Origin of the sequence: Sandaracinobacter sp., from assembly GCF_041909755.1 — a bacterium.
Classification (GTDB): domain Bacteria; phylum Pseudomonadota; class Alphaproteobacteria; order Sphingomonadales; family Sphingomonadaceae; genus Sandaracinobacteroides.
In genome coordinates, this window is record NZ_JAYRCW010000042.1 from 1 (window position 1) to 21,895 (window position 21,895).

The window sequence follows — 21,895 nt, forward strand, 5'->3', positions numbered from 1 at the left end:
CGCCCAGTTGCTGGCCGCGCTGCTGATGCGGCTGGCCCCCGTGTTCGCCGCCTGGCAGCCCCGGCTGGCGCTGGTTCAGGGCGATACCGTGTCGGCGCTGGCCGGCGCGCTGGCGGCCGCCTATGCGCAGGTGCCTGTCGCCCATGTGGAAGCGGGGCTGCGGACGCACGACCGGCATGAACCCTTCCCGGAAGAGATGCATCGCTGCCTGATCGCGCCGGTTTCGGCGCTGCATTTCGCCCCGACGGACGCGGCCGCCGCCGCCCTGCTGCGCGAAGGCATCTGCCGCAGCCGGATCCATGTCACCGGAAACAGCGGCATCGATGCGCTGCAGGCCGGGCTGGCCCGGCTGTCGGCGGATACCGCCGCCGACGGGGTGATGCAGGCGCGCTTCCCCTTTGCGGCACAGCCCCGCTACCCTCTCGTCCTCGCCACGGTTCACCGGCGCGAGAACATCGGCCGGCGCGCCGGCGCGATCGCGGCGGCCTTCGCGCGCCTCGCCGCCTTCTGCGAGGCGGAAATCGTGCTTCCGCTGCACCCGAATCCGGCCGTCCGCGCCCCGTTCCAGGACAAGCTCGACGGGCTGGATGCCATTCACATGATCCCGCCGCTCGATCATCTGGAAATGATCTGGATGATGCGCCGCGCGCGGCTGCTCGTCACCGATTCGGGGGGCTTGCAGGAAGAGGCGCCGGGCCTCGGCCTGCGGACGCTGGTGCTGCGCCGGTCCACGGAGCGGCAGGAGGCGGTGGCGGCGGGCGCAGCCGAACTGGTGGGCCCGGCTGCCGACGACATTGTCTCGGCCGTGCGGCAAGCCCTCGCCCGGCCGCCGCTGACACCGGTGCACCCGTTCGGTGACGGGCAGGCGGGCGAGCGCATCGCCGCGATCGTCGCGGATTGGCTGCACGGCCAGGCCGGCGCAACAGGCGCGTTCGCGGACGCTTAGGCTTCGTGCGACTGGCCTTCGCGGGCCCCCAGGCGCTGCATCAGCGGCAGGAAGTCCGGGAAGCTGGTTGCGATCGGGGCGCGATCGTCCACCTTCACCGGCCGGCGCGATACAAGGGACAGCACGGCGAAGCTCATGGCGATGCGATGATCCAGATGGGTGGCGACGGTGGCGCCCCCGGCCACCGGCCCGCCGCCGCTGCCGTTCACGATCAGTCCGTCCGGCAATTCCTCCACCTGCACGCCGGCCGCCCGCAGGCCGGCCGCCATCGCCGCGATCCGGTCGCTTTCCTTCACGCGCAGCTCCTCGATCCCGCGCATCACTGTGCGCCCCTCGGCCAGCGCCGCCGCCACGAACAGGATCGGATATTCGTCGATCATGGAGGGCGCCACCTCGGGCGGCACCTCGATCCCGCGCAGCGCCGAATGGCGGACGCGGATGTCGGCCACGGGCTCGCCGCCCACCTCGCGCGGGTCCAGCAGCTCGATGTCGGCGCCCATCATGCTCAGCACGCGCACAAGGCCATCACGCGTGGGGTTCTGGCCCACGCCCCGGATCAGCACGTCGCTGCCCGGCACGATCAGCGCCGCGACAAGCGGAAACCCGGCAGAGGAGGGGTCGCCGGGCACTTCCAGTGCCTGCGGCTTCAGGCTGGCCCAGCCCCGGATCGCGATGCGGTTGCCGCCCTCCGGCAGGGGCTCAGCCGACAGGTCCGCGCCAAAGCCCTTCAGCATCCGCTCGCTGTGGTCGCGGGTTGGAACAGGCTCTTCCACCACGGTTTCCGCCCCGATGTTCAGGCCCGCCAGCAGGATCGCGGACTTCACCTGCGCAGAGGCGACCGGCAGCCGGTAGCGGATCGGCAGCGGCGTTTCCGCCCCGCGCAGGATCAGCGGCAGCCGCCCGCCGGGGGAGGCGGTGATGTCCGCCCCCATCCGGCCCAGCGGCTCGATCACCCGGCCCATCGGCCTGCGGCTCAGCGATTCGTCGCCGGTGAAAGTGGCGGTGACGGGGTGGCTGGCCACCAGCCCCATCAGCAGGCGCGTCGAGGTGCCGCTGTTGCCCATGTCCAGCGCGGCCTGCGGCTGCAGCAGGCCGCCCACGCCGACGCCGTCCACGATCCAGTGGCCGGGGCCCAGCCGTTCGACCGTTGCGCCCATGGCCCGCATCGCAGCTGCCGTCGCCAGCACATCCTCGCCCTCCAGCAGGCCGCGGATCTCGCTGCGGCCGACGGCGAGCGCGGACAGCATGATCGCGCGATGGGAGATCGACTTGTCGCCGGGCACGCGCGCCTCGCCGCCCAGCGGGCCGTCTGCAACCAGGATCAGGGGGGAAGGGGGGGTGGTGCCGTGGCTCATCTTGCCTCTCTTGAAGCGGCGGGCTTTGACAGGCGGCACCGCCTATGGCAAGGCGCGCCCGCTTTCCGCTTAAGACAATCGAACCCTTCTGCCCCGGCAGTGGTCGACGAATCTGTTCTTCTGCGAAACTGGAGTTTCTGACACGTGATCAAGCCGGAATGGGGCACCAAGCGCCAGTGCCCGAAATGCGGAACCCGCTTCTATGATCTGCAGAGCGACGATCCCGTCACCTGCATCGGCTGCGGCACCAGCTGGGTGCCGGAACCGATCCTGAAGTCGAAGCAGACGCTGCCGTTCGAAGCCGCCAAGGCCGAAGGCCAGGCCGGTGAAGCCGAACCCGCGCTGGAAGCGGACGATCTGGACATCGACGCCGACAATGACGAGCCGTCGGAAGACGCCGACGTCGATATCGGCGGCGACGACGACCTGAGCGAAGTGGTCGTCGAGGAACGCGAGGAAGATCGCTAAAAAATTGCCGGCGCAGGGCTGTTGGGGGTTGAACCGCCCGACACCTTGCGCTAGGCGCACCGCTCCCGCCCCCAGGCGGGTCCGGCAGCCCCCCGACAGGGGCTCGCAAAGGTGAAATTTCGGGGCCTTAGCTCAGCTGGGAGAGCGCTACAATGGCATTGTAGAGGTCAGGGGTTCGATCCCCCTAGGCTCCACCACCTTTCAGAAAACCCGGTTTGAATTCGGACAGTTGCGCGGACAGCCGGCGTTTCGCCTGTGGCCCCGGTGCAACAGAATTGTCACACCGCATCTTATCCCCAGCCGCCGCTGCATCTGCGGCCTGATACCCCATTGCGCCCCACCGGTTTCGCGATGAACATTGCTGCCGGATGAATATACGATCCGGAACGCGGCAACATGGCGAAGGCCGGGGCCGCCCGCTGCAAAGGGGTAATCGATGAAAATTCTCGTCTCGGCGATGCTGTGTTCCACCTGCCTCGCGGCGCCGGCATTCGCCCAGGCTGCCGCCAGCACGGCGGCGCAGGAAGAAATGATCGTCGTCACCGGCTCGCGCATCAAGCGCTCCATCCAGGAAAGCCCGGTGCCGCTCACGATCATCACCACGGACGATCTTCGCCGTGAAGGCATCGTCAGCCCCGAGCAGTTCCTTTCCTACCTCACCTCGAACGGAAACGGCCTCGACAACCTCGCGTCCAACGCAGACGTCGTTTCGGGTGCGGCGCGGGGCAACAACGGCGCGTCTTCTGCCAACCTGCGCGGTCAGGGTGCTGCGGCGACGCTGGTGCTGCTGAATGGCCGGCGCGTGCCCGCCCACGGCCTGAACGGCGGCGTGGTGGACGTGAACCAGATCCCGATGTCCACCGTCGAACGGGTCGAGGTGCTGAAGGACGGCGCATCCGCCATCTACGGTACCGATGCGGTGGGCGGCGTCATCAACTTCATCACCTACGCCAACTTCCAGGGCGTGAAGGCCAGCGGCTTCATGGACGTGACGGAAGCGGGCGGCGGCAATTTGTGGCGGGGCTCGTTCGTGGCGGGCCATGGCGATCTGTCCAGCGACAGGTTCAACGTCATGTTCGGCGCCTCCATCACCGATGCGAAGATGCTGCGCGGCGATCAGCGCGGCTTCGTGGACACTTTCCAGGTCGATCGCGGCCTTTCGGTGGACACGCGCGGAACGCCCTTCGCCACCATCTTCCCGCTGGGCGTTTCCCCCAACAGCCCCAACGGCACCATTATCAACTCGGCGGCGACCGCCCCCTTCCTGCCCGGCAGCAGCACGGTTCGGGCGGGCGGCGGCATCAACCCGCTGGATCTGCCCGGGAACCTTGGTTGCGGCGCGATCGACGGGATGGACAGCTATGACGAGCTTCTGTGGGACGTGCCGACCGCGCAATATGCCTGCGCCTGGGATACGGGCCGCGCCGCCGTCATCCAGCAGCCGATCCGCACCATTTCCTGGTTCGGCGCGGCGACCGGCCAGTTCGGTGATCATCAGCTGAAGTTCGAGGTGACGGGATCGCAGGCCGATTCCCGCAAGGTCTTCTCCAACAACCAGCTGTCCTCCAGCGCCTCGGCGGCCGCGACGGCGCTGAACTATGTCTATGTCCGCAACCAGTACAGTGCGGCCACGTACGACCGGGTGTTCAACCAGCTCGTCAGCGTGTTCCCCACGCTGGAATCACGCCGGGGGCTGCCGATGGCGCTTCGCTGGCGCTGCATGGAATGCGGCCCGCGCGTGATCGAGACCAGCACGGATACGATGCGCCTGGCGCTGACGGCCGACGGCCCCATCGCGGGCCCGTGGGAATATCATGCCGGCGTTTCCTACGGGAAGAGCGACTCCACCTCCACGCTGGGCTCGGGCTATTTCTATACCCGCACCGTGCGTGACGCGAACGGCAACATCGTCGTGAACGGCATGGTGGATGCGCTGATGACGGGCCGGATCAACCCCTTCCTGCTGCCGGGCGAAGCCCAGACGGCAGAAGCGATGGCCCTCATCGAGGCGACGTCGGCAGCCGGCGTGCAGCTCTATGGCGGCACCTATGGCCTGTGGCAGGTCGACGTCGCCGCGACCGGCCCGCTGTTCGACATCTGGGGCGGCACGGTTCAGGCGGCCGTCGGCGTCGACTGGCGGCGCGAGGAATACAGCTTCAACGGCGACGCCCGCGAAGCCGCAAGCCGCCCGCCCATCTTCAACGCGCCGTTCGACGAGGCCAACATCCTCGACAGCCGGCATCGCAACATCAAGGCCGCCTATGCGGAAGTGATGCTGCCGTTGTTCACGGGCTTTGAATTCACCGCCGCCTTCCGGATCGACGACTACACCGGCTTCGGAACCACCACGAACCCCAAGTTCGCGGTGAAATACCGGCCGATCGACCAGCTGATGTTCCGCGGCTCCTACAACACCAGTTTCCGCGTGCCGACCTTCAACCAGATCTACAACGGCACGCTGGAATCGCCCTATTCCGGCCGCGACATCTATGATCCGGCGAAATGCTCGGCCGGCCGGGTGGACACGTCCATTCCGGGCTGCGAATCCATCAACCCGACCATCCTGACGGGCGGACGGCAGGATCTGGGGCCGGAATCGGCCCGCCAATGGTCTGCGGGCGTCGTGCTGGAACCCACGCCCAGCATCATGGTCTCGGCCGACTGGTGGTATATCCGCCGCGAAGGCAAGATCGACGTCCTCGCGCTTCAGGACATGATCGCCAACTATGACCTGTTCACCGACCGCTTCATCCGCGATGCGGCGGGCAATATCGTCACCATCGACCGCACCTGGGTGAACAGCGGCGAAACCGAAACCTCGGGCATCGAATTCGCGGGCCGAGCCAACACGCCGCTGTTCGCGGGCGACCTGTCCTTCGGCTTCGATGGCAGTCTGCTGCTGAAGAAGCGCTCGCGGCTGGTGCCCGGCGCGCCGCAAGGCGTCAGCGAGGTGGGCCGCTTCACCTTCTCGGGCGATCTCGGCCTGAAGTGGAAGCACAACATCTTCCTCACCTACAATCAGGGGCCCTGGACGGCGTCGCTCTCGCAGCTGCACCGGTCGGGCTATACCAACCAGGAGCTGCCGGGCGTCACTTCGGGCCGGGTGTCTCCGCCGGATCTGCACGAGCGGGTGAAGCCCTACACCATCTACAACCTGTCCGCGGCCTACAGCCCGAACGAGCAATGGCGGATCACGGCGGGTATCAAGAACCTGTTCGATACCGATCCGCCGTTTGCCATCACCTATGACAGCAACACCGGCGCAGGCAGCAGCTGGGAACCGCGCGTCGCGGATCCGCGCGGCCGGTCCTTCACGCTGATGCTGGAATACAAGATGTAAGGCGCCTGACATCCGGCAAAAAAAGGGCCCGGAACCAGCAGGTTCCGGGCCCTTTCCGTATCGGCTCAGGCGGTCACCCCAGCCGTTCCTTCACCTTGGCGATGAATTCGGAATCGGTGAGGATGCCGTTGTCATGCGCGGCAGACAGCTTGCGCAGCGCGCCGATCGCTTCTTCGCCGGTCGGCGCCGCAGCGGGTGCGCCGCCGCCGACGGCCGCCATCTTCTCGGCATGGGCCAGTTCGGCAGCGTGCATCTTCTGCTGCTGCTTCGCGGCAGAGCTGCCCGCCACGGTCGTCGCCGCCTTGGTGATGACGGCCGTGCGGGCCGCGGTGCCGGCCGCGCGGCCGATCAGGCTCGGGCGTCCGCGTCTTGATCCCAGCATCTCAGTTTCCTTCCGTCAGTTGTGCAACCGCCGTCAGCGTGGCGCGGGCCTGATCCACCAGGTCGCCCGGAATCCGCTCCGAAACCAGCAGCTCGCCGCCGGCGTCGCGCACGGCATCGGCAAAGCGCGTTGCCCAGATATGCTCCACCAGCAGGGCGGCCACTGTCGTCTGCGGCTCCAGATTGTCTGCCACGTCCATCAGGTCCGCCTCGGACATCAGGCCGCGCACTTCGCCCGCCAGCGCCTTCACGGCGTCTGCCACGTCTTCGGGCAGTTCCTGCATTTCCAGGATCGCCGCTTCGCCATCGGCATCCTTGATCACGATGGCCACATCCAGCAGCCTGACAAGCCCGTTGCCCACCAGTTCGCCAAGCGCGGGCGCGATGGCGCCATTGAAACGGTTGCCCTCGAACCCCAGCAGCAGGAATTCGACCGGGCCGATCGGTGCGGTCATATGTGTCTCCCTTCGGATGGCCGGCTTTTGCCACCGGCCCATGTCATGGGGATGACGATCAGTGCGCCAGCAGCAGCGGCAGGTCGCTCGCCGCCAGCAGGCGCCGCGTCACGCCGCCAAGCAGGAACTCCATCGCCCGGCTGCGGCCATAGCCGCCCATCACCAGCAGGCCGGATCCAAGCTCCTTCGCGGTGCCCAGCAGCGTGTCAGCCGTGGAGGCGCCGCCGGAACTGCGTTCGTGCAGCTCCGCGCGGACGCCGTGGCGCGAGAGGTAGGAGGCAACGGCCGTCGGCGGCAGGTCGCCCGTGCCAGAGGGGTCGATCGTCACGATATCCACCCGGCTCGCCTGCTGCAGCAGGTTGACGGACCGCTTCACCGCGTGCGCGGCTTCCGGCGTCGGCTTCCAGGCCACGAGAACCGGCTTCTCCACTTCCAGCCGGGTGGCGTGCGCGGGCATCGCCAGCACGGGCGCATCCGCCTTCGTCACCACGGCCGCCAGCGTGCTTGCCAGTTCGCGCTGGTCGGACGACGCGATGGACATCACGATCGCGTCGGACAGCAGCGACCGGTCCACCAGCGTCTGCGCCGGATCGCCAAGGGATTCGGTGAAGCTGAAGGGCACGCCTTCCTTTTGAAGCCGGGCGGACAAGGCCTTGCGCTCAGCCTCCGCAAGGCGGGCCTCATCCTCCATCAGCTGCACCACCATGGCGGCGCTGCCGGCAAATCCGGCCGCATCGGCGCCCAGGAAGGCCGGGACGCGGCGCGTCTGCAGGCATTCCAGATGGCCTTCGGTGAACCGTGCCAGATCCAGCGCGCCCTGCAGGCGGGATTCGAACTGGGGATCCGTTCCAAGGTGCAGAAGAATCGATTTCATGTCAGTTCCTGCCTTCCATTCCCCGAATAGTCGCATGGCCGCCCGGCGGGCAGCATGCGATGGATCAAATCAGCCTCACGCGGCCCGTTTCCAGATCATACATCGCGCCCACGATGACGATCTTGCCCTCTGCCTCCAGCCCGCGCATCACGGCGGACCGGTCGCGGATCAGTTGCAGCGACTGCCGCACATGGGTTTCGGCCACCGCGTCCACGAAAGCGGGGTACTTGCTCGTCCGGTCCCCGTCATAACGGGTGTCGGCCACCGCGTTGTGGAAGCGGGCCAGCAGCAGCGTCAGGTTGCCCAGCCGCACATTGTCGATTGCGCCCTTGATCGCGCCGCAGGCGGTGTGGCCCATCACCATCGCCACCTTCGCCCCCGCAGCGGCGGTCGCGAACTCCATGGAGCCCAGGATGTCGTCGGTCACGGCATTGCCCGCCACCCGCGCGTTGAAGGCCTGGCCGATGCCGAAGTCGCAGATCACCTCCACCGGCGCGCGGCTGTCCACGCATGACAGGAACACGGCCGCCGGGTTCTGGCCGCCTGCCGTTCCCTTCTGTTCGGCCAACCAGTCCCGCCGCTGGGGCGTGCCGGCCACGAAGCGGGCGTTGCCCTTCAGGATCAGGTCGATGATCTGCTGCGGCGTCAGCCTGTCCCGCATCTCCTGCGTCAGCACCTGCGCGGATGCGGGGGTTGCGGTGGCGGCCAGCGCGCCGGCCAGCGTCAGGCCCATCAGCGCGGCCCTGCGGTTCAGGCCGCAGCCGCAACCTTCGCCATGTTCGTGATCATCGTGCATGCGGTCGCCTCCCTGGATGCCGGATTGATGGCCCCGGATCGGCGAACACTCAAGCGATGATTTCGCCCACGCAATCCCCGAAGCCGATCGCGGCGAACCCCTCGCGCCGGGCGGTGGCCGAAATCCGCAGCCGGTCCCCATCCTGCAGGAAAGTCCGCGTCTCGCCGTTCGGCAGCGCCAGAGGCCGCTTTCCGCCCTCCGTCAGCTCCAGAAGCGACCCTTCGGTGCCGGCGGCCTCGCCCGAAACCGTGCCGGTCCCGAACAGGTCGCCCGGCATCAGGTTGCAGCCGCCCACCGTGTGGTGCGCCACCATCTGCTGAACCGTCCAATAAAGTGCGTCGGTGCCGCCGGCCGAAAGACGTGTCTCCGGGATCCCGGCCTCGCGCATGGCGCGGGTCTGCAACCACACGCCAAGTTCCAGCCGCAGCCCGCCATGGGCCTGGTCTTCGGCGTCCAGCAGATAGGGCAGGGGCGCGGGGTCTTCCGCGCCGCGCGCGAAGGCGGGCCCGCGGAACGGGGCCAGCGCTTCGGGCGTGAGGATCCAGGGGCTGACGCTCGTCTGGAAATTCTTGGCGAGGAACGGCCCCAGCGGCTGATACTCCCAAGCCTGCACATCCCGCGCGGACCAGTCGTTCAGCAGGCAGAAGCCGGCCACATGCTCCGCCGCCTCCGCGATCGGCACGGGGCAGCCCAGCGAGTTGCCCGGCCCGATCCACACGCCCAGCTCCAGCTCCAGGTCCAGCCGCTCGGTCGGGCCGAAGCGCGGGCCGTCCGCGCCCGGCAGCTGCCCCATGGGCCGCTTCACCGGCGTACCGGACAGCACCACGGAAGACGCACGGCCATGATAGCCGATCGGCACATGCCGATAATTGGGCAGCAGCGGATTGTCCGGCCGGAACAGCTTGCCCACCTTTGTCGCGTGGTGGATGCCGGCATAGAAATCGGTGTAGTCGCCAACCTCGCACGGCAGGTGCAGATCGACCTCGACGACTGGCGAGAGGAAGGGCGTGACAGCCGCCTCATGCCGTCTGTCGGTCAGCAGCGCGAACAGCGAATGGCGCAGCGCCCGCCGCGTCAGCGACCCCAGCGCCAGCAGCTCGTTCAGCCGTTCGTGGACCATGTAGGTCAGGTAATCGAGATCGGGCAGCAGCCCGGTATCCACCAGCCCGGCGACATCCAGCACGAAGCCGCCGATGGCGACGCCCACGCGCGGGCCGGAATCCCCGTCGGAAAACAGCCCCAGCGGCAGGTTCTGAACGGGGAAGCTTTCATGTCCGTCCGCACCCTCCACCCAGCATCGCGCGCCGGCATCATGGGTGTGATCAAGTTCGAACCAGCTCATCTGCCGCCCTTCGGAAAGCCCTGCCACACGGCATCATAGCCCTGCTGCAACAGCGTCGTTTCGGCCCCCCAGCGCGTCAGCCGGAAGGGGCGGACGGTTTCGAACATGAAGGCAAGGCCGTTGTCCAGCTTCACGGGGCGCAATTCGGCGTTGGAGGCCTTTTCCCAGCTTGCCGCGTCAGGCCCGTGCGCGGACATGCGGTTGTGCAGCGATCCGCCGCCGGGCACGAAGCCGCCGCCTTCCTTCGCATCATATTCGCCCGTGATCAGGCCCATATATTCGCTCATCACGTTGCGGTGGAACCAGGGCGGGCGGAATGTGTCTTCCGCCACCATCCAGCGCGCCGGGAAGATCACGAAATCGCAGTTGGCGACGCCGGGCTGCCCGGAGGGCGAGGTGACCACGGTGAAGATCGAGGGATCGGGATGATCGAAGCTGACAGTGCCGATTACGTTGAACCGCGACAGATCATAGCGCCAGGGCACCAGGTTCCCGTGCCAGGCGACTACGTCGAACGGCGAATGGGGCAGGGTGGTTTCCCACAATTGCCCGCCCAGCTTCACCACCAGCTGCGTTGGCGCGTCCGGCTCGGTCGCGGCGGCCGGCACTTCGAAATCGCGTGGATTGGCAAGGCCGTTGGCCCCGATCGGCCCCAGATCGGGCAGGCGGAACAGCGCGCCGTGATTTTCCAGGCAATAGCCGCGCGACGGGCCATCCACGTCCACGCGCAGTTTCACCCCGCGCGGCACCAGCGCCACATGGCCGGGCGGCACCTCCAGCACGCCGAATTCGGTGGTGATGCGCAGGGCGCCGGCCTGCGGCACGAACAGCAGTTCGCCGTCGAAGCTGCTGAACGCCCGCCCCGCCATCGGGGCGTTGCAGGCATAGAGATGCACCGACACGCCCGCGCCGTCTTCGGCGGAGCCGTTGCCGCACAGTGTGTGCAGGCCATCCAGCCAGTCCACGCCATGCGCGGGCAGGGGCATGGGATCCCAGCGCAGCCGGTTCGGCGTCAGCAGCCCCTCCGCGAAGGGCGGGGCGGCCAGCCCGCCGTGCGGCAGCGGATGAAAGGCGTCATGCGCCGCGCCCGGCATCCGGCGATAAAGCCAGCTGCGCCGGTTCTCGTGCCGGGGCGCGGTGAAGGCCGTGCCCGACAGCTGCTCGGCATATAGACCGAGCGCCGGGCGTTGCGGCGAATTCCGCCCCACCGGCAGCGCGCCGGCGATGCTTTCGGACTGGAACTCCCCCCCGAAGGCGCTCACGAGCGCATGCCCGCCGGGATCACCCCGCGCCGGATCTGATCCAGCTCCAGGCTTTCGAACAGGGCCTGGAAATTGCCTTCGCCAAAGCCGTCATTGCCCTTGCGCTGGATGATCTCGAAGAAGATCGGCCCCACCATATTCTCGGTGAAGATCTGCAGCAGCAGCCCGCCGCCGGTTTCCGGCGCACCGTCGATCAGGATGCGGCGCTTGCGCATCTCCTCCACGTCATGGCCGTGGCCGGGCAGGCGCTTGTCGATCAGGTCGAAATAGGTGTCGGGGCTGTCCTGGAAGGCCACGCCATTGGCCTTCAGCCGGTCCACCGTCTCGAAGATGTTGTCGGTCGCCAGCGCGATATGCTGGATGCCCTCGCCATTGTAGGCGCGCAGGAACTCTTCGATCTGGCTGTTCTCGTCCTGACTTTCGTTCAGCGGGATGCGGATCTTGTCGTCGGGCGCTGTCATCGCCTTGGAAAACAGGCCGGTCGATTTCCCCTTGATGTCGAAATAGCGGATCTCGCGGAAGCCGAAGATGCGGCTGTAATAATCGGCCCAGCGCGCCATGTCGCCGCGGCCCACATTATGGGTCAGGTGATCCAGCGTGTGCAGGCCGACGTCGCGGTCGGTCTTTGCGGCGCCCGGCACCGGCACGAAATCCACATCATAGATTTCCGCCGCACCATAGCGATCGACCAGATACAGGTTCGCGCCGCCGATCCCCCGGATGGCGGGGATGTTCAGCTCCATCGGCCCCAGCTTGCCCGTCACCGGCTCGGCGCCGCGCTTCACCGCCTCCTCGAAGGCGTGGCGCGCATCCTTCACCCGGAAGGCCATTGCATTGGCGCTCGGCCCCCGCTTCGCGCGGAACTCGGCCACCTGGCCCTCCGGCTCGAAGTTCAGCAGGAAGTTGATGTCGCCCTGGCGATAGCGGCGGACATTCTTGCTGCGGTGGGTCGCCACATGGGTGAAGCCCAGCATCTCGAACAGATGGCCCAGGGCGTCGGGATCCGGCCCGGTGAACTCCACGAATTCGAACCCGTCCAGGCCCATGAAATTCTCAGCCGTCTGCGTGTCGCGCGCCGCCGTCGCCATATCCCGTCTCCCATGTGTGAAGTGGCGACAATGTAACCGTTGTTACGAAATGGCGCAAGCCTCCAGCCGCTGCAGAAGGGCCATCAGCTGCGTCCGTTCCGCTGGCGAGAACCCCTCCAGCAGTTCGGCCTCGATCCCCAGGGCAAGCGGCGCGATCTCGGCATAGAGCGCCTCGCCCTCGGCTGTCAGCGCCAGTTCCAGCGTGCGCCGGTCGCTGGCCCGCGCGCGCGCCAGCAGCCCGCGCTCCACCAGGGCGGCCACCGCGCGCGAGATCGTCATCTTGTCCATCTGCGTCGCCGCCACCAGTGCGGCCTGCGTGGCGCTGGCCTGTTCGGCCACCACGGCGATCACCCGCCATTCCGGAATCTTCAGCCCGAACCGCGCCTGATAGACATTGGCCACCCGGTCAGACACCGCATTGGACGCGAGCGACAGCCGATAGGGCAGGAATTGACGCAGCCGCAGCATGCGCCTCAGCCGACAGGCAGCGCGCGGTGCAGGATCGCCCGCGTGTCGATCGCCGCCTCATACGCGCCATAGGCCGCGCCGCGCGACGTCAGCCGCAGCGCGCAGAAGGCATCCGCCATGGGGCTTTCCCATTCCAGCAGGGTGGCGGCCTGGGCCGCCAGCGCCAGCCGTTCCACGAACAGGCGGGCCGTGCCTTCCGTCACGCCCTTCAGGTCGATGCCATCCACCCATTGGTCATAGGCGGCGTTTCGCCCGCGCTGCGCCGCCAGCCAGCCGTGCAGCGCCGCCACGCCTTCGGGCTCGCGCGCGATTGCGCGCAGCACGTCCAGCGCGATCACATTGCCGGATCCTTCCCAGATGGCGTTCAGCGGCGACTGGCGGAAGATGCGCGCCATCGGCCCTGTCTCGATATAGCCCGCGCCCCCCAGGCACTCCATCGCTTCATAGACGAAGCCCGGCGTCCGCTTGCACACCCAATATTTGGCGATCGGCGTCAGCAGCCGGGCGAGGTCGTCGCCGGCATCGAAGGCCTGCGCCAGCCGGAAGCCGATCGCGGTCGCCGCTTCGCTTTCCACCGCCAGGTCCGCCAGCACGGCCGCCATCGCCGGCTGGTCCGCCAGCCGCTTCTGGAACGCCGACCGATGGGAGGTGTGCCAGATCGCCTGCGCCAGCGACGCCCGCATCTGCTGGGCAGAGCCCAGCACGCAATCCAGCCGCGTGTGCTGCACCATCTGGATGATCGTGGAAACGCCGCGCCCTTCCGGCCCCAGCCGTTGCGCCAGCGCGCCATGATATTCGATTTCGGACGAGGCGTTGGAGCGATCCCCCAGCTTGTCCTTCAGCCGCATCACCCGGAAGCCGGCGTTTCGGTCGCCATCGGGCAGCCAGCGCGGCACCAGGAAGCAGGTCAGCCCGGCTTCGGTGTAGGCCAGCGTCAGGAAGGCGTCGCACATGGGGGCGGAACAGAACCATTTGTGCCCTGTCAGCCGGAACCAGCCATCCCCCACCGGTTCCGCACGGGTGCTGTTCGCCCGCACGTCGGAGCCGCCCTGCTTTTCCGTCATCGCCATGCCGATGGTGACGCCCGCCTTTTCCGATGCGGGCCGTGCAGCGCCGTCGTAGCGCCCCGCCTGGATGCGGGGGACCCACTCGTCCGCCACCTTCGCCTCGGCGCGCAGCGCGGGGACGGCAGCATAGGTCATTGTCATCGGGCAGATGCTGCCCGAATCCGCCTGCCCCTGCAGGAACAGGATTGCGCCATGCGCCACATGACCGGCAGGCTGCCCCGCCCACGCGGCTGCGGCAAACCCGCTGTCCAGCCCCAGCGCCATCAACTGGTGATAGGCCGGGTGAAAGCGCACCTCGTCGATGCGGTGGCCGAAGCGGTCATGGGTTTCCAGAACCGGGGTCTGGCGGTTCGCCTCCACCCCCCATTCGATCACCTCGGCAGATCCCACGCGCGCGCCCAGCGCCTGAAGCCTTGCCGCATGCGGGGCGCCGCCCGAATTTGCCACCGCGTCATGCAGCGCCTGGTCATCCAGAAAGAGGTTCCGATCCTCCATCGGCGGCGCCTGGTTGAACACCTCATGGGTTTCCAGCTGCGCCAGCGGCTTCAGGCTCGACATGCTCACTCTCCCCTTCCTGCCTTGCGCCTTACCGCAGCGCCGGTCCGTCGCCAATCGCGGCCAACCTGCCAAAATGCCCGCTTCCAAGCGCGGCCCCGAAGGTTCATGAGGCCGCCCAAGTGGGACTATATCGGGAACCAGGGCGTGACGAACATCAGACAGATCGACCATTTCCTCGCAGGCGGCACAAAGGCCGCCGCGGCGCGCTTCGGTGACGTGTTCGACCCCAATGCCGGGTCGATCCAGGCGCGGGTGCCGCTGGGCGATGCCGCCCTTCTGGATCTTGCCGTGGCTGCCGCGCAGAAGGCGCAGCCCGCCTGGGCGACGACAAACCCGCAGCGCCGCGCGCGGGTGATGTTCGCCTTCAAGGCGCTCGTCGAAAAGAACATGGACGAACTGGCCCGCATGCTCTCGTCGGAACATGGCAAGGTGATCGCCGATGCCAAGGGCGACATCCAGCGCGGGCTGGAAGTGATCGAATTCGCCTGCGGCGTGCCGCATCTGATGAAGGGCGAATATACGCAAGGGGCCGGGCCGGGGATCGATGTGCTGTCCACCCGCGTGCCGCTGGGCATCGGCGCGGGCATCACGCCGTTCAACTTCCCCGCGATGATCCCGATGTGGATGTTCGGTGTCGCCATCGCCTGCGGCAACGCCTTCATCCTGAAGCCATCCGAACGCGATCCGTCGGTTCCGGTGCGGCTGGCCGAGCTGCTGCTGGAAGCGGGCGCGCCCGAAGGCATCCTGCAGGTCGTGCATGGCGACAAGGAAATGGTGGATGCGATCCTCGACCATCCCGCCATTTCGGCCGTCAGCTTCGTCGGGTCGTCGGATATCGCGCACTATGTCTATTCGCGCGGCGTCGCGGCGGGCAAGCGGGTGCAGGCGATGGGCGGCGCGAAGAACCATGGCATCGTGATGCCGGATGCCGATCTCGATCAGGTCGTCTCGGATCTGGCGGGCGCTGCCTTCGGCTCCGCCGGTGAACGCTGCATGGCGCTGCCCGTGGTGGTGCCGGTGGGCAAGGCAACCGCGGATGAACTGCGCAAGCGCATGGTGGGCGCGATCGCAAAGCTGCGCATCGGCGTTTCGACCGATCCCGACGCCGATTACGGCCCCGTCGTGAACGCCGCCCACAAGGCGCGGGTGGAAGGCTGGATCCAGACCGGCGTGGACGAAGGCGCCGAACTGGTGGTCGATGGCCGCGGGTTCGAGCTTCAGGGCCATGAAAAGGGCTTCTTCATCGGCCCGACCCTGTTCGATCATGTGAAGCCGACGATGCAGAGCTACAAGGAGGAAATCTTCGGCCCGGTGCTGCAGATCGTCCGCGCGGACAGTTTCGAGGATGCGATCGCGCTGCCCAGCCAGCATCAATATGGCAATGGTGTCGCCATCTTCACCCGCAACGGCCATGCCGCCCGCGAATTCGCGGCCCGCGTGAACGTGGGCATGGTGGGCATAAATGTGCCGATCCCGGTGCCGGTCGCCTATCACAGCTTCGGCGGCTGGAAGCGCTCGGCCTTCGGCGACCACAACCAGCACGGCACCGAAGGCGTCCGCTTCTGGACGAAGGTGAAGACGGTCACGCAGAAATGGCCGGACGGGTCCGCAGACGGCGGCAACGCCTTCGTCATCCCGACGATGGGGTAATGGCGATGACGACAATTGCATTCATCGGCCTCGGCAACATGGGCGGCGGCATGGCCGCCAACCTCGCCGCAAAGGGGTATGACGTCCGCGCCTTCGACCTTTCGGCAGAGGCGCTGGAAAAGGCGAAGGCGGCGGGCTGCACGGCTGCCGCGTCCGCCGCAGACGCGCTGGCGGGCGCGGATGCCGTCGTCACCATGCTGCCCGCCGGGCAGCATGTGGCCGGCGTCTATCGCGACGAGGTGTTCGGCAAGGCGGCCGCCGGCACACTGCTGATCGACTGCTCCACCATCGATGTCGCAACCGCCAAGGCGCTTGGGGCAGAGGCCGCCGCAAAGGGCTATGTCGCTGTCGACGCGCCGGTTTCGGGCGGCATCGCGGCGGCGAACGCCGGAACGCTCACCTTCATGGTGGGTGGGCCGGACGACGGCTTCGCCCGTGCGCAACCCATCCTTCAGGCGATGGGCAAGGCCGTGATCCATGCGGGCGGCAGCGGCGCTGGGCAGACGGCGAAGATCTGCAACAACATGCTGCTCGGCGCGTCCATGGTGGCAACGGCAGAGGCGTTCGTGCTGGCCGACAAGCTGGGCCTCGATCCGCAGCGCTTCTACGACATCGCCTCGGTGTCGTCCGGTCAGTGCTGGTCGATGACCAGCTATTGCCCCGTGCCCGGCGTCGGCCCCGAAACCCCGGCCGACAGGGGCTATCAGGGCGGTTTCGCCGTGGCGCTGATGCTGAAGGATCTGCGCCTCGCGGCCGAAGCGGCCGGCAGCGCATCCGCCAGCACGCCGATGGGCGCCAGGGCGCTGGAACTCTATGAGGCGTTCGCGGCGGAAGGGCAGGGCGGGCTCGACTTCTCGGCGATCATCAAGTCGCTTCGCTGATGGCGGCGGACAGGCCCGCGATCCTGTTCGTCTGCCTCGGCAACATCTGCCGCTCGCCGCTGGCAGAAGGCGCGTTCCGTGCCCGCGCAACGGCGGCCGGGCTTGATCTGCGGATCGATTCCGCCGGAACGGGCGACTGGCATGTCGGCCGCCCGCCGGATCCCCGCGCTCAGGCAATCGCAAAGGCAAACGGCGTCGATATCGGCGCGCTCCGCGCGCGGCAGGTGCATGCGGACGATTTCACCCGCTTCAGCCACATCTTCGCGGCGGATCACACCAATCTCAGGGATCTGCGCCGCCTGTCGCCCGACCCCTCGCGGGCGGAACTTGCGCTGGTCCTTGATCTCGTCGCTGGTCGGCAGGGCGAGGCCGTCGCGGACCCCTATTATGGCGACGCCGCCGATTTCGCCCGCAGCTGGGCCGATGTGGACGCGGCGGCGCAAGCCCTTGTCGCGCGACTTCAGCGATTGCCCTGAATCACCGCGGGCTCCGCGCGTTTCCGCGCAGAGCCCAACGATTCCAACCATTTGGAAGATGGTCGGGGAAAGAGGATTCGAACCTCCGGCCCCTGCCTCCCGAAGACAGTGCTCTACCAGGCTGAGCTATTCCCCGGACCGAGGCGGCGGGATAGGCGCGGCACTCCCCGGCGTCAACACGTAAAACGGGATTCAGTCTGCAAAAACCTTCCGCAATTCCGTCAGCTCCACGATTTTCTCGCGCGGGGCGCCGGCGCGGGCGCGGGAAATCTCCATCGCGTCGATCTTCTGCCAGTCCTCGAAGCTCGCGATGGTCACACCGCGCGCCTTCAGCAGCGCATCGATCCCGGCGCGCCCCGTCCGCCCCTTGGCGGATTCGGTCGCGGCGATCCGTTCCACCAGCGCAAAGCCGTCGGGCCGGTTGGTGCCGATGGTGCCGGATGGCCCGCGCCGCGCCCAGCCGACGCACCAAAGCCCCGGCGATATCAGGCCGTCCACGTTCACGAAGCGTCCGGCCTTGTCATCGAACGGCACGCCCGGAATGGCCGACGTGCGATAGCCGATGGCAGCCACGACCAGCCCGCACGGAATGATCTCCGTCTCGCCGGTGTCCACGGCCTGGCCGCTTTCGTCCACCCGCGTCTTCATCACCTCGATGCCTTCCACCCGGTCCGTCCCCAGCACGCGAAGCGGGCGGCGGAAGAAATCCAGGCTCACCGTCACGGGCTTGGCGGCATCCGGGCCTTCGGCGGCAAAGCGCCGAAGCACCTCCACCACCCGCCGCTGGCCGGTTTCCAGCGCGGCGTCCGATTCTGCCGGCGGAAAGTCGCCCGGCCGCACGATGGGCGTCGCCCGTTCCAGCTCGCCCAGTTCGCCCACTTCCTTCAGCGTGAAGCTCGCCTGGTGCGGGCCGCGCCGGCCCAGCACATGGATCCGCGTCACGGCCGATCGCGACAGCGGATCCAGCGCATGGTTCACGATATCGCTGTCCTGAAGTTCGCAGACGGTCTTGGCAAGAATTCGCGCGCAATCGATGGCGACATTGCCATTCCCCACCACCACCGCCTCTTCGGCGGACAGCGGCGGGGCGAGATCCTTGAAATCGGGATGGCCGTTGTACCAGCCCACGAAGGCAGCGGACCCGATCACGCCCGGCAGGTCTTCGCCCGGCACGCCCAGCGGCCTGTCCAGCGGCGCGCCCACGGCCAGCACCACATCATCATAGATGGCGGTCAGTTCCTCGACAGACACATCGGTGCCGATCGACACATGGCCCAGGAAGCGCACGCGCGGATCCGTCGCGACCTGGTCATAGCGGCGCGACACCGCCTTGATGGACTGGTGATCGGGCGCGACGCCCGCGCGGATCAGGCCATAGGGCGTGGGCAGCCTGTCGATGATGTCGATTCGCACCGCGTCACCGAACGCCTTCAATGCCGCCTCCGCCGTGTAGAAGCCCGCAGGCCCTGAACCGACGATCGCCAATGTGCGCATATCTGTCCTCCCGGTTCCCTTGGTGGCCCGAATTCCGGCCCCGCGCAAGAAAGCGTCCGCGCCCGGCGGACGGGGCTATGCCAAGAAACAGGGCCTATTGCCCCTGCTGGTTCAGAACCGCCTCCAGGCAGCCCTCCATCGCGCTGGCGGCATGCGGGGACAGGGCAATGAAACTCCGGCGGGCGTCGGCCGGATCGTTGCGGCGTGTCAGCAGCCCGCGGTCCACCAGCATCTTGATGGTGCGCAGGGCTGTCGTGGTCGGCACATGGGCAGCGATGCACAGGCTCGACACGCTCACGGGGCGGTCCTCCAGCCGGGACGCGGAAAGGTCCAGCAGGATGTCCCACACCGGGTCCGAAAACAGCTCTGCCGCGAAGAAGCGCTCCCGGTTCCGGCGCGCCTTGATGTGGGCGCGGATGCGCGCGGCCGTGACCGGGCGGGCCGTTTCCGGGCCCCTCAGCCCGGCCAGGTCGGCCAGCGCCGCCGCCACCCGTTCGGCATCGCGCTTCAGCGCCGCCAGCCGGTCATCCGCCTCGTAACGGGAATTCGCGTCGGCCACGCCGCCAGCCAGCCCGGCGGCTGCTTCGGCCACCAGCGCGGCCAGTTGCCCCGGCTCTGCGGGCACGGGCAGGATGCGCATGGGCCGCTCCAGCAGCAGGCCCACCTTCTCTGCGTCGTCGTCGCCGGCCAGCAGCAGCAGCGGCATGTCGGCAAAGGCCGCAGACATCAGCAGTGCAGCCAGTTCAGGCCCGATCCCGGCGGCATCCAGCACCAGCAGGTCGGGCCGCTCCTCGCGCAGTTGCGCCGCAAGGTCAGCGCCGCCCCGGACCGGCCGCCAGCCCGCGAGCGGTGCCAGCGGAACCGCCGCCCCGGCCGCCAGAATCTTCACCGACGGCAGCGGGTTTCCGTTCATTCCGGATGAATCATAATCAGCCAAGGCGCATTCCTAACCGTTGAAAACCAGATGGTTTCCCCGGCCAGGCCCGCGCCCCCAAGCCCTCCGGCGGCGGCATCCTTGCCAGAGCGGATGCATCCCGGCTGCACGCTGCCGCAGCAGCCATGCCAGAACATCTCCGCCGACCCGCGCGCACTTTGCCTGCTGGCCTCTGAAGGTCAACAGGCGGAACTGGTCAAACGGGCTTAACGGCACGGAATGAAAGAATTTTGCACGACCAGGCACCTGCCGGAGGGGCGGTCCAGGCCGGAGAAGCGAAAGGATCAGGGTCGGACACTTCAGCAAAACCCCCACGAAGGAAACAGAGGGATGGGTGAAGTTCCGATTGCGGGCCCCGGCGGCCCGCAGCGCGAAAATGGGCGGGGGCCGCGCGCATCCGCCGATCTGATCGGCGGCTCGGCGGCGATGCGGGCCGTGCGGCAGACCATCGCAAGGGTCGCGCCGACAGATGCGACCGTTCTGCTGACGGGCCCGTCCGGCAGCGGCAAGGAAAATGCCGCCCGCGCGCTGCATGCCGCCAGCCCGCGCGCCGCGGGCCCGTTCGAAGCCGTCAACTGTGGCGCGATCCCGCATGATCTGGCGGAAGCGGAACTGTTCGGGGCGGATGCGGGCGCCTACACCGGCGCCACCCGAACCCGCGTCGGCCGGCTGGAATCTGCGCATGGCGGCACGCTGTTCCTGGACGAAGTGGGGGATTTGCCGCTGTCGCTTCAGGTGAAACTGTTGCGGGCGCTGGAAACCCGCACCATCGAACGCCTGGGGGGCGGCCGCCCCATTCCGGTCGATTTCCGCCTCGTCGCGGCCACCAACGTCGATCTGGAAGCCGCCGTGGATGCGCGGCAGTTTCGGGCAGACCTCTATTGGCGGCTGGCCGTTGTTCTGCTGGATCTCCCGCCGCTCGCCGCCCGGCTGGACGATATCGAGGCGCTGGTTGCCCATTTCGCGGATGCCCGGCGCCTGCGGCTGCATCTGCCGCCCGATGGCCTCGGCCGGTTGCAGGCGCATGACTGGCCGGGGAACCTGCGCGAGCTCAGGAACTTCGTCGATCGCGCGCTGGCGATGGGGGAACGGGTGCTGGATACCGCCACGGTGGAGCGGCTTCTGCTGCCGCGCCGTCGCCCGTTGAATAACTGGGCGGGGCAGGCGCCCACGGCCCAGTTGTCGCGGCCTTCGGCGCTGGCCGACAGCCTCGCCGCCGATTCCGTCGCGCTGGCGCCGCTCGCACTGAAGCAGCTTCTGGCCGAAGCGGAAGCGACGCTGATCGCACAGGCGCTCGCTGCCTCGAACGGCACCATTGCCGAATCCGCCCGCCTGCTGGGCCTGAAGCGCACCACGCTGGTGGAAAAGCTGAAGCGCCTGGGACTGAAGGCCGCGAACGAGGCGGCATGAGACGATGCCGACAATCGACAAATGACGCCAATATCTGGTCAAATTCCGCCAATGCCGTTTCGAAGTTGACGCCCGTGTTCCCAGCGGCAAGACTTTCCAAGCTGTTGATCATATTGATCGCATTTCGGGCAGGGGGCGTTTCATGATCCGATTCCAGCTTGCACTTATTGCCATGGCGGTGTCGGTGCCCGCACTCGCGCAGGGCCCACTTGCCAATGACCCGATGGCCAACAATGCGGCGGGGCTCGCACCGGCGGGCGACACGGCTTCGCAGATCGCCTTCGCCTACGCAGACCGCGACGAGGATCTGACGATCAGCTGGGAGGAATATCGCAATCGGGCCATGCGGATGTTCGGCCATGTCGACGCGAACAATGATGCCGTTCTGCAGATTGCCGAATTGCAGGCGCTTGGTGGCCCAAGTGCCCCGAAGCCGGAAAATGACATTGACGCAGGCACGTTCAATGCCGCGATGCGCAAGCTTTTCGACAGTGGCGACAAGAATGGTGACGGCGCTTTGACGCCGGCCGAATGGCACGACACCGTCCGCCCCAGCCGCGCCTTCTGAGGAGCAAGGATATGCAGATCATTCGCATTGGTGCAGCGATCCTCGCGGCCATTTCGCTGACGGCGCCTGCGCTTGCCGAAAC

Annotated in this window: 20 protein-coding genes and 2 tRNA genes; 9 read left to right on the plus strand and 13 right to left on the minus strand. The window is 67.6% G+C overall.

Annotation, left to right across the window (positions count from 1 at the left end):
• Positions 1-946 (plus strand): non-hydrolyzing UDP-N-acetylglucosamine 2-epimerase (gene wecB, locus ACE3O8_RS07370; RefSeq protein ID WP_374388310.1); only part of this gene is annotated, 946 nt, incomplete at its 5' end.
• On the opposite strand, the gene aroA is transcribed toward wecB, so the two are convergent.
• Positions 943-2,301, minus strand: a complete 1,359-nt coding sequence (gene aroA, locus ACE3O8_RS07375) for a 3-phosphoshikimate 1-carboxyvinyltransferase (RefSeq protein ID WP_374388312.1) — start codon at positions 2,299-2,301, stop codon at positions 943-945. The genes wecB and aroA overlap by 4 nt on opposite strands.
• A 144-nt stretch (positions 2,302-2,445) precedes the next feature.
• On the opposite strand from aroA, the gene ACE3O8_RS07380 reads away from it, so the two are divergent.
• The 3 genes from ACE3O8_RS07380 (at position 2,446) to ACE3O8_RS07390 (ending at position 6,109) form a co-directional block, all read left to right on the plus strand.
• A complete protein-coding gene (locus tag ACE3O8_RS07380; RefSeq protein WP_374388314.1) occupies positions 2,446-2,769 on the plus strand; it encodes a TIGR02300 family protein in 324 nt (107 codons plus the stop codon).
• A 121-nt stretch (positions 2,770-2,890) separates the two neighbouring features.
• Positions 2,891-2,966: transfer RNA gene (locus tag ACE3O8_RS07385), tRNA-Ala, on the plus strand.
• 239 nt (positions 2,967-3,205) lie between these two features.
• The gene (locus ACE3O8_RS07390) at positions 3,206-6,109 is read left to right on the plus strand and encodes a TonB-dependent receptor plug domain-containing protein (protein ID WP_374388316.1); all 2,904 of its coding nucleotides are present in this window, start codon (positions 3,206-3,208) and stop codon (positions 6,107-6,109) included.
• Between the two features lie 73 nt (positions 6,110-6,182).
• Here the strand turns inward: ACE3O8_RS07390 and ACE3O8_RS07395 are convergent, their stop codons facing one another.
• The 9 genes from ACE3O8_RS07395 to ACE3O8_RS07435 all read right to left on the minus strand — a co-directional run bounded on the left by ACE3O8_RS07395 (position 6,183) and on the right by ACE3O8_RS07435 (position 14,400).
• Entirely contained in the window at positions 6,183-6,491 is a 309-nt protein-coding gene (locus ACE3O8_RS07395; RefSeq protein WP_374388318.1) for a hypothetical protein, read from the minus strand.
• Position 6,492: 1 nt separating this feature from the next.
• Entirely contained in the window at positions 6,493-6,945 is a 453-nt protein-coding gene (locus tag ACE3O8_RS07400) for a DUF6325 family protein (protein ID WP_374388320.1), read from the minus strand.
• Positions 6,946-7,003: 58 nt separating this feature from the next.
• A complete protein-coding gene (locus ACE3O8_RS07405) occupies positions 7,004-7,819 on the minus strand; it encodes a universal stress protein (RefSeq protein ID WP_374388322.1) in 816 nt (271 codons plus the stop codon).
• A gap of 64 nt (positions 7,820-7,883) precedes the next feature.
• Positions 7,884-8,615, minus strand: coding sequence for a carbonic anhydrase family protein (locus tag ACE3O8_RS07410; RefSeq protein WP_374388324.1), 732 nt, complete (start codon positions 8,613-8,615; stop codon positions 7,884-7,886).
• Between the two features lie 49 nt (positions 8,616-8,664).
• Positions 8,665-9,957, minus strand: coding sequence for a fumarylacetoacetase (gene fahA, locus ACE3O8_RS07415; RefSeq protein ID WP_374388326.1), 1,293 nt, complete (start codon positions 9,955-9,957; stop codon positions 8,665-8,667).
• Positions 9,954-11,219 (minus strand): homogentisate 1,2-dioxygenase, encoded by a 1,266-nt coding sequence (hmgA, locus tag ACE3O8_RS07420; protein WP_374388328.1) that lies wholly within the window; start codon positions 11,217-11,219, stop codon positions 9,954-9,956. Before hmgA ends, fahA begins: the two co-directional genes overlap by 4 nt.
• Positions 11,216-12,307 carry a 4-hydroxyphenylpyruvate dioxygenase gene (gene hppD / locus ACE3O8_RS07425; protein WP_374388330.1) on the minus strand — a complete coding sequence of 364 codons (1,092 nt, stop codon included), beginning with the start codon at positions 12,305-12,307 and terminating at the stop codon, positions 11,216-11,218. The genes hmgA and hppD overlap by 4 nt, the downstream gene beginning before the upstream one ends.
• Before the next feature lie 42 nt (positions 12,308-12,349).
• Positions 12,350-12,775, minus strand: coding sequence for a MarR family winged helix-turn-helix transcriptional regulator (locus ACE3O8_RS07430; protein ID WP_374388332.1), 426 nt, complete (start codon positions 12,773-12,775; stop codon positions 12,350-12,352).
• A gap of 5 nt (positions 12,776-12,780) precedes the next feature.
• Positions 12,781-14,400 carry an acyl-CoA dehydrogenase family protein gene (locus ACE3O8_RS07435; protein ID WP_374388334.1) on the minus strand — a complete coding sequence of 540 codons (1,620 nt, stop codon included), beginning with the start codon at positions 14,398-14,400 and terminating at the stop codon, positions 12,781-12,783.
• Positions 14,401-14,553: 153 nt separating this feature from the next.
• Here ACE3O8_RS07435 and ACE3O8_RS07440 point away from each other — a divergent pair, with 153 nt between their 5' ends.
• Genes ACE3O8_RS07440 through ACE3O8_RS07450 form a run of 3 tightly spaced genes read left to right on the plus strand, consistent with a single transcriptional unit; the run spans position 14,554 to position 17,407 of the window.
• Positions 14,554-16,050 (plus strand): CoA-acylating methylmalonate-semialdehyde dehydrogenase, encoded by a 1,497-nt coding sequence (locus tag ACE3O8_RS07440; RefSeq protein ID WP_374388348.1) that lies wholly within the window; start codon positions 14,554-14,556, stop codon positions 16,048-16,050.
• A 5-nt stretch (positions 16,051-16,055) separates the two neighbouring features.
• Positions 16,056-16,931 carry a 3-hydroxyisobutyrate dehydrogenase gene (gene mmsB / locus ACE3O8_RS07445; RefSeq protein WP_374388336.1) on the plus strand — a complete coding sequence of 292 codons (876 nt, stop codon included), beginning with the start codon at positions 16,056-16,058 and terminating at the stop codon, positions 16,929-16,931.
• On the plus strand, positions 16,931-17,407 hold the full coding sequence (locus ACE3O8_RS07450; protein WP_374388338.1) for a low molecular weight protein-tyrosine-phosphatase: 477 nt from the start codon (positions 16,931-16,933) through the stop codon (positions 17,405-17,407). The genes mmsB and ACE3O8_RS07450 overlap by 1 nt, the downstream gene beginning before the upstream one ends.
• 59 nt (positions 17,408-17,466) lie before the next feature.
• On the opposite strand, the gene ACE3O8_RS07455 is transcribed toward ACE3O8_RS07450, so the two are convergent.
• From ACE3O8_RS07455 to ACE3O8_RS07465, 3 genes are all read right to left on the minus strand, one after another.
• Positions 17,467-17,543, minus strand: a tRNA-Pro gene (locus ACE3O8_RS07455).
• Between the two features lie 56 nt (positions 17,544-17,599).
• Entirely contained in the window at positions 17,600-18,901 is a 1,302-nt protein-coding gene (locus ACE3O8_RS07460) for an FAD-dependent oxidoreductase (RefSeq protein ID WP_374388340.1), read from the minus strand.
• Between the two features lie 94 nt (positions 18,902-18,995).
• The gene (locus ACE3O8_RS07465) at positions 18,996-19,838 is read right to left on the minus strand and encodes a hypothetical protein (protein WP_374388342.1); all 843 of its coding nucleotides are present in this window, start codon (positions 19,836-19,838) and stop codon (positions 18,996-18,998) included.
• A 327-nt stretch (positions 19,839-20,165) separates the two neighbouring features.
• Between ACE3O8_RS07465 and ACE3O8_RS07470 the strand changes: the two genes are divergently transcribed.
• Both ACE3O8_RS07470 and ACE3O8_RS07475 read left to right on the plus strand, forming a co-directional pair.
• Entirely contained in the window at positions 20,166-21,245 is a 1,080-nt protein-coding gene (locus ACE3O8_RS07470) for a sigma-54 interaction domain-containing protein (RefSeq protein ID WP_374388344.1), read from the plus strand.
• Between the two features lie 142 nt (positions 21,246-21,387).
• The gene (locus ACE3O8_RS07475; protein WP_374388346.1) at positions 21,388-21,813 is read left to right on the plus strand and encodes a hypothetical protein; all 426 of its coding nucleotides are present in this window, start codon (positions 21,388-21,390) and stop codon (positions 21,811-21,813) included.
• Positions 21,814-21,895 lie beyond the last annotated feature (82 nt).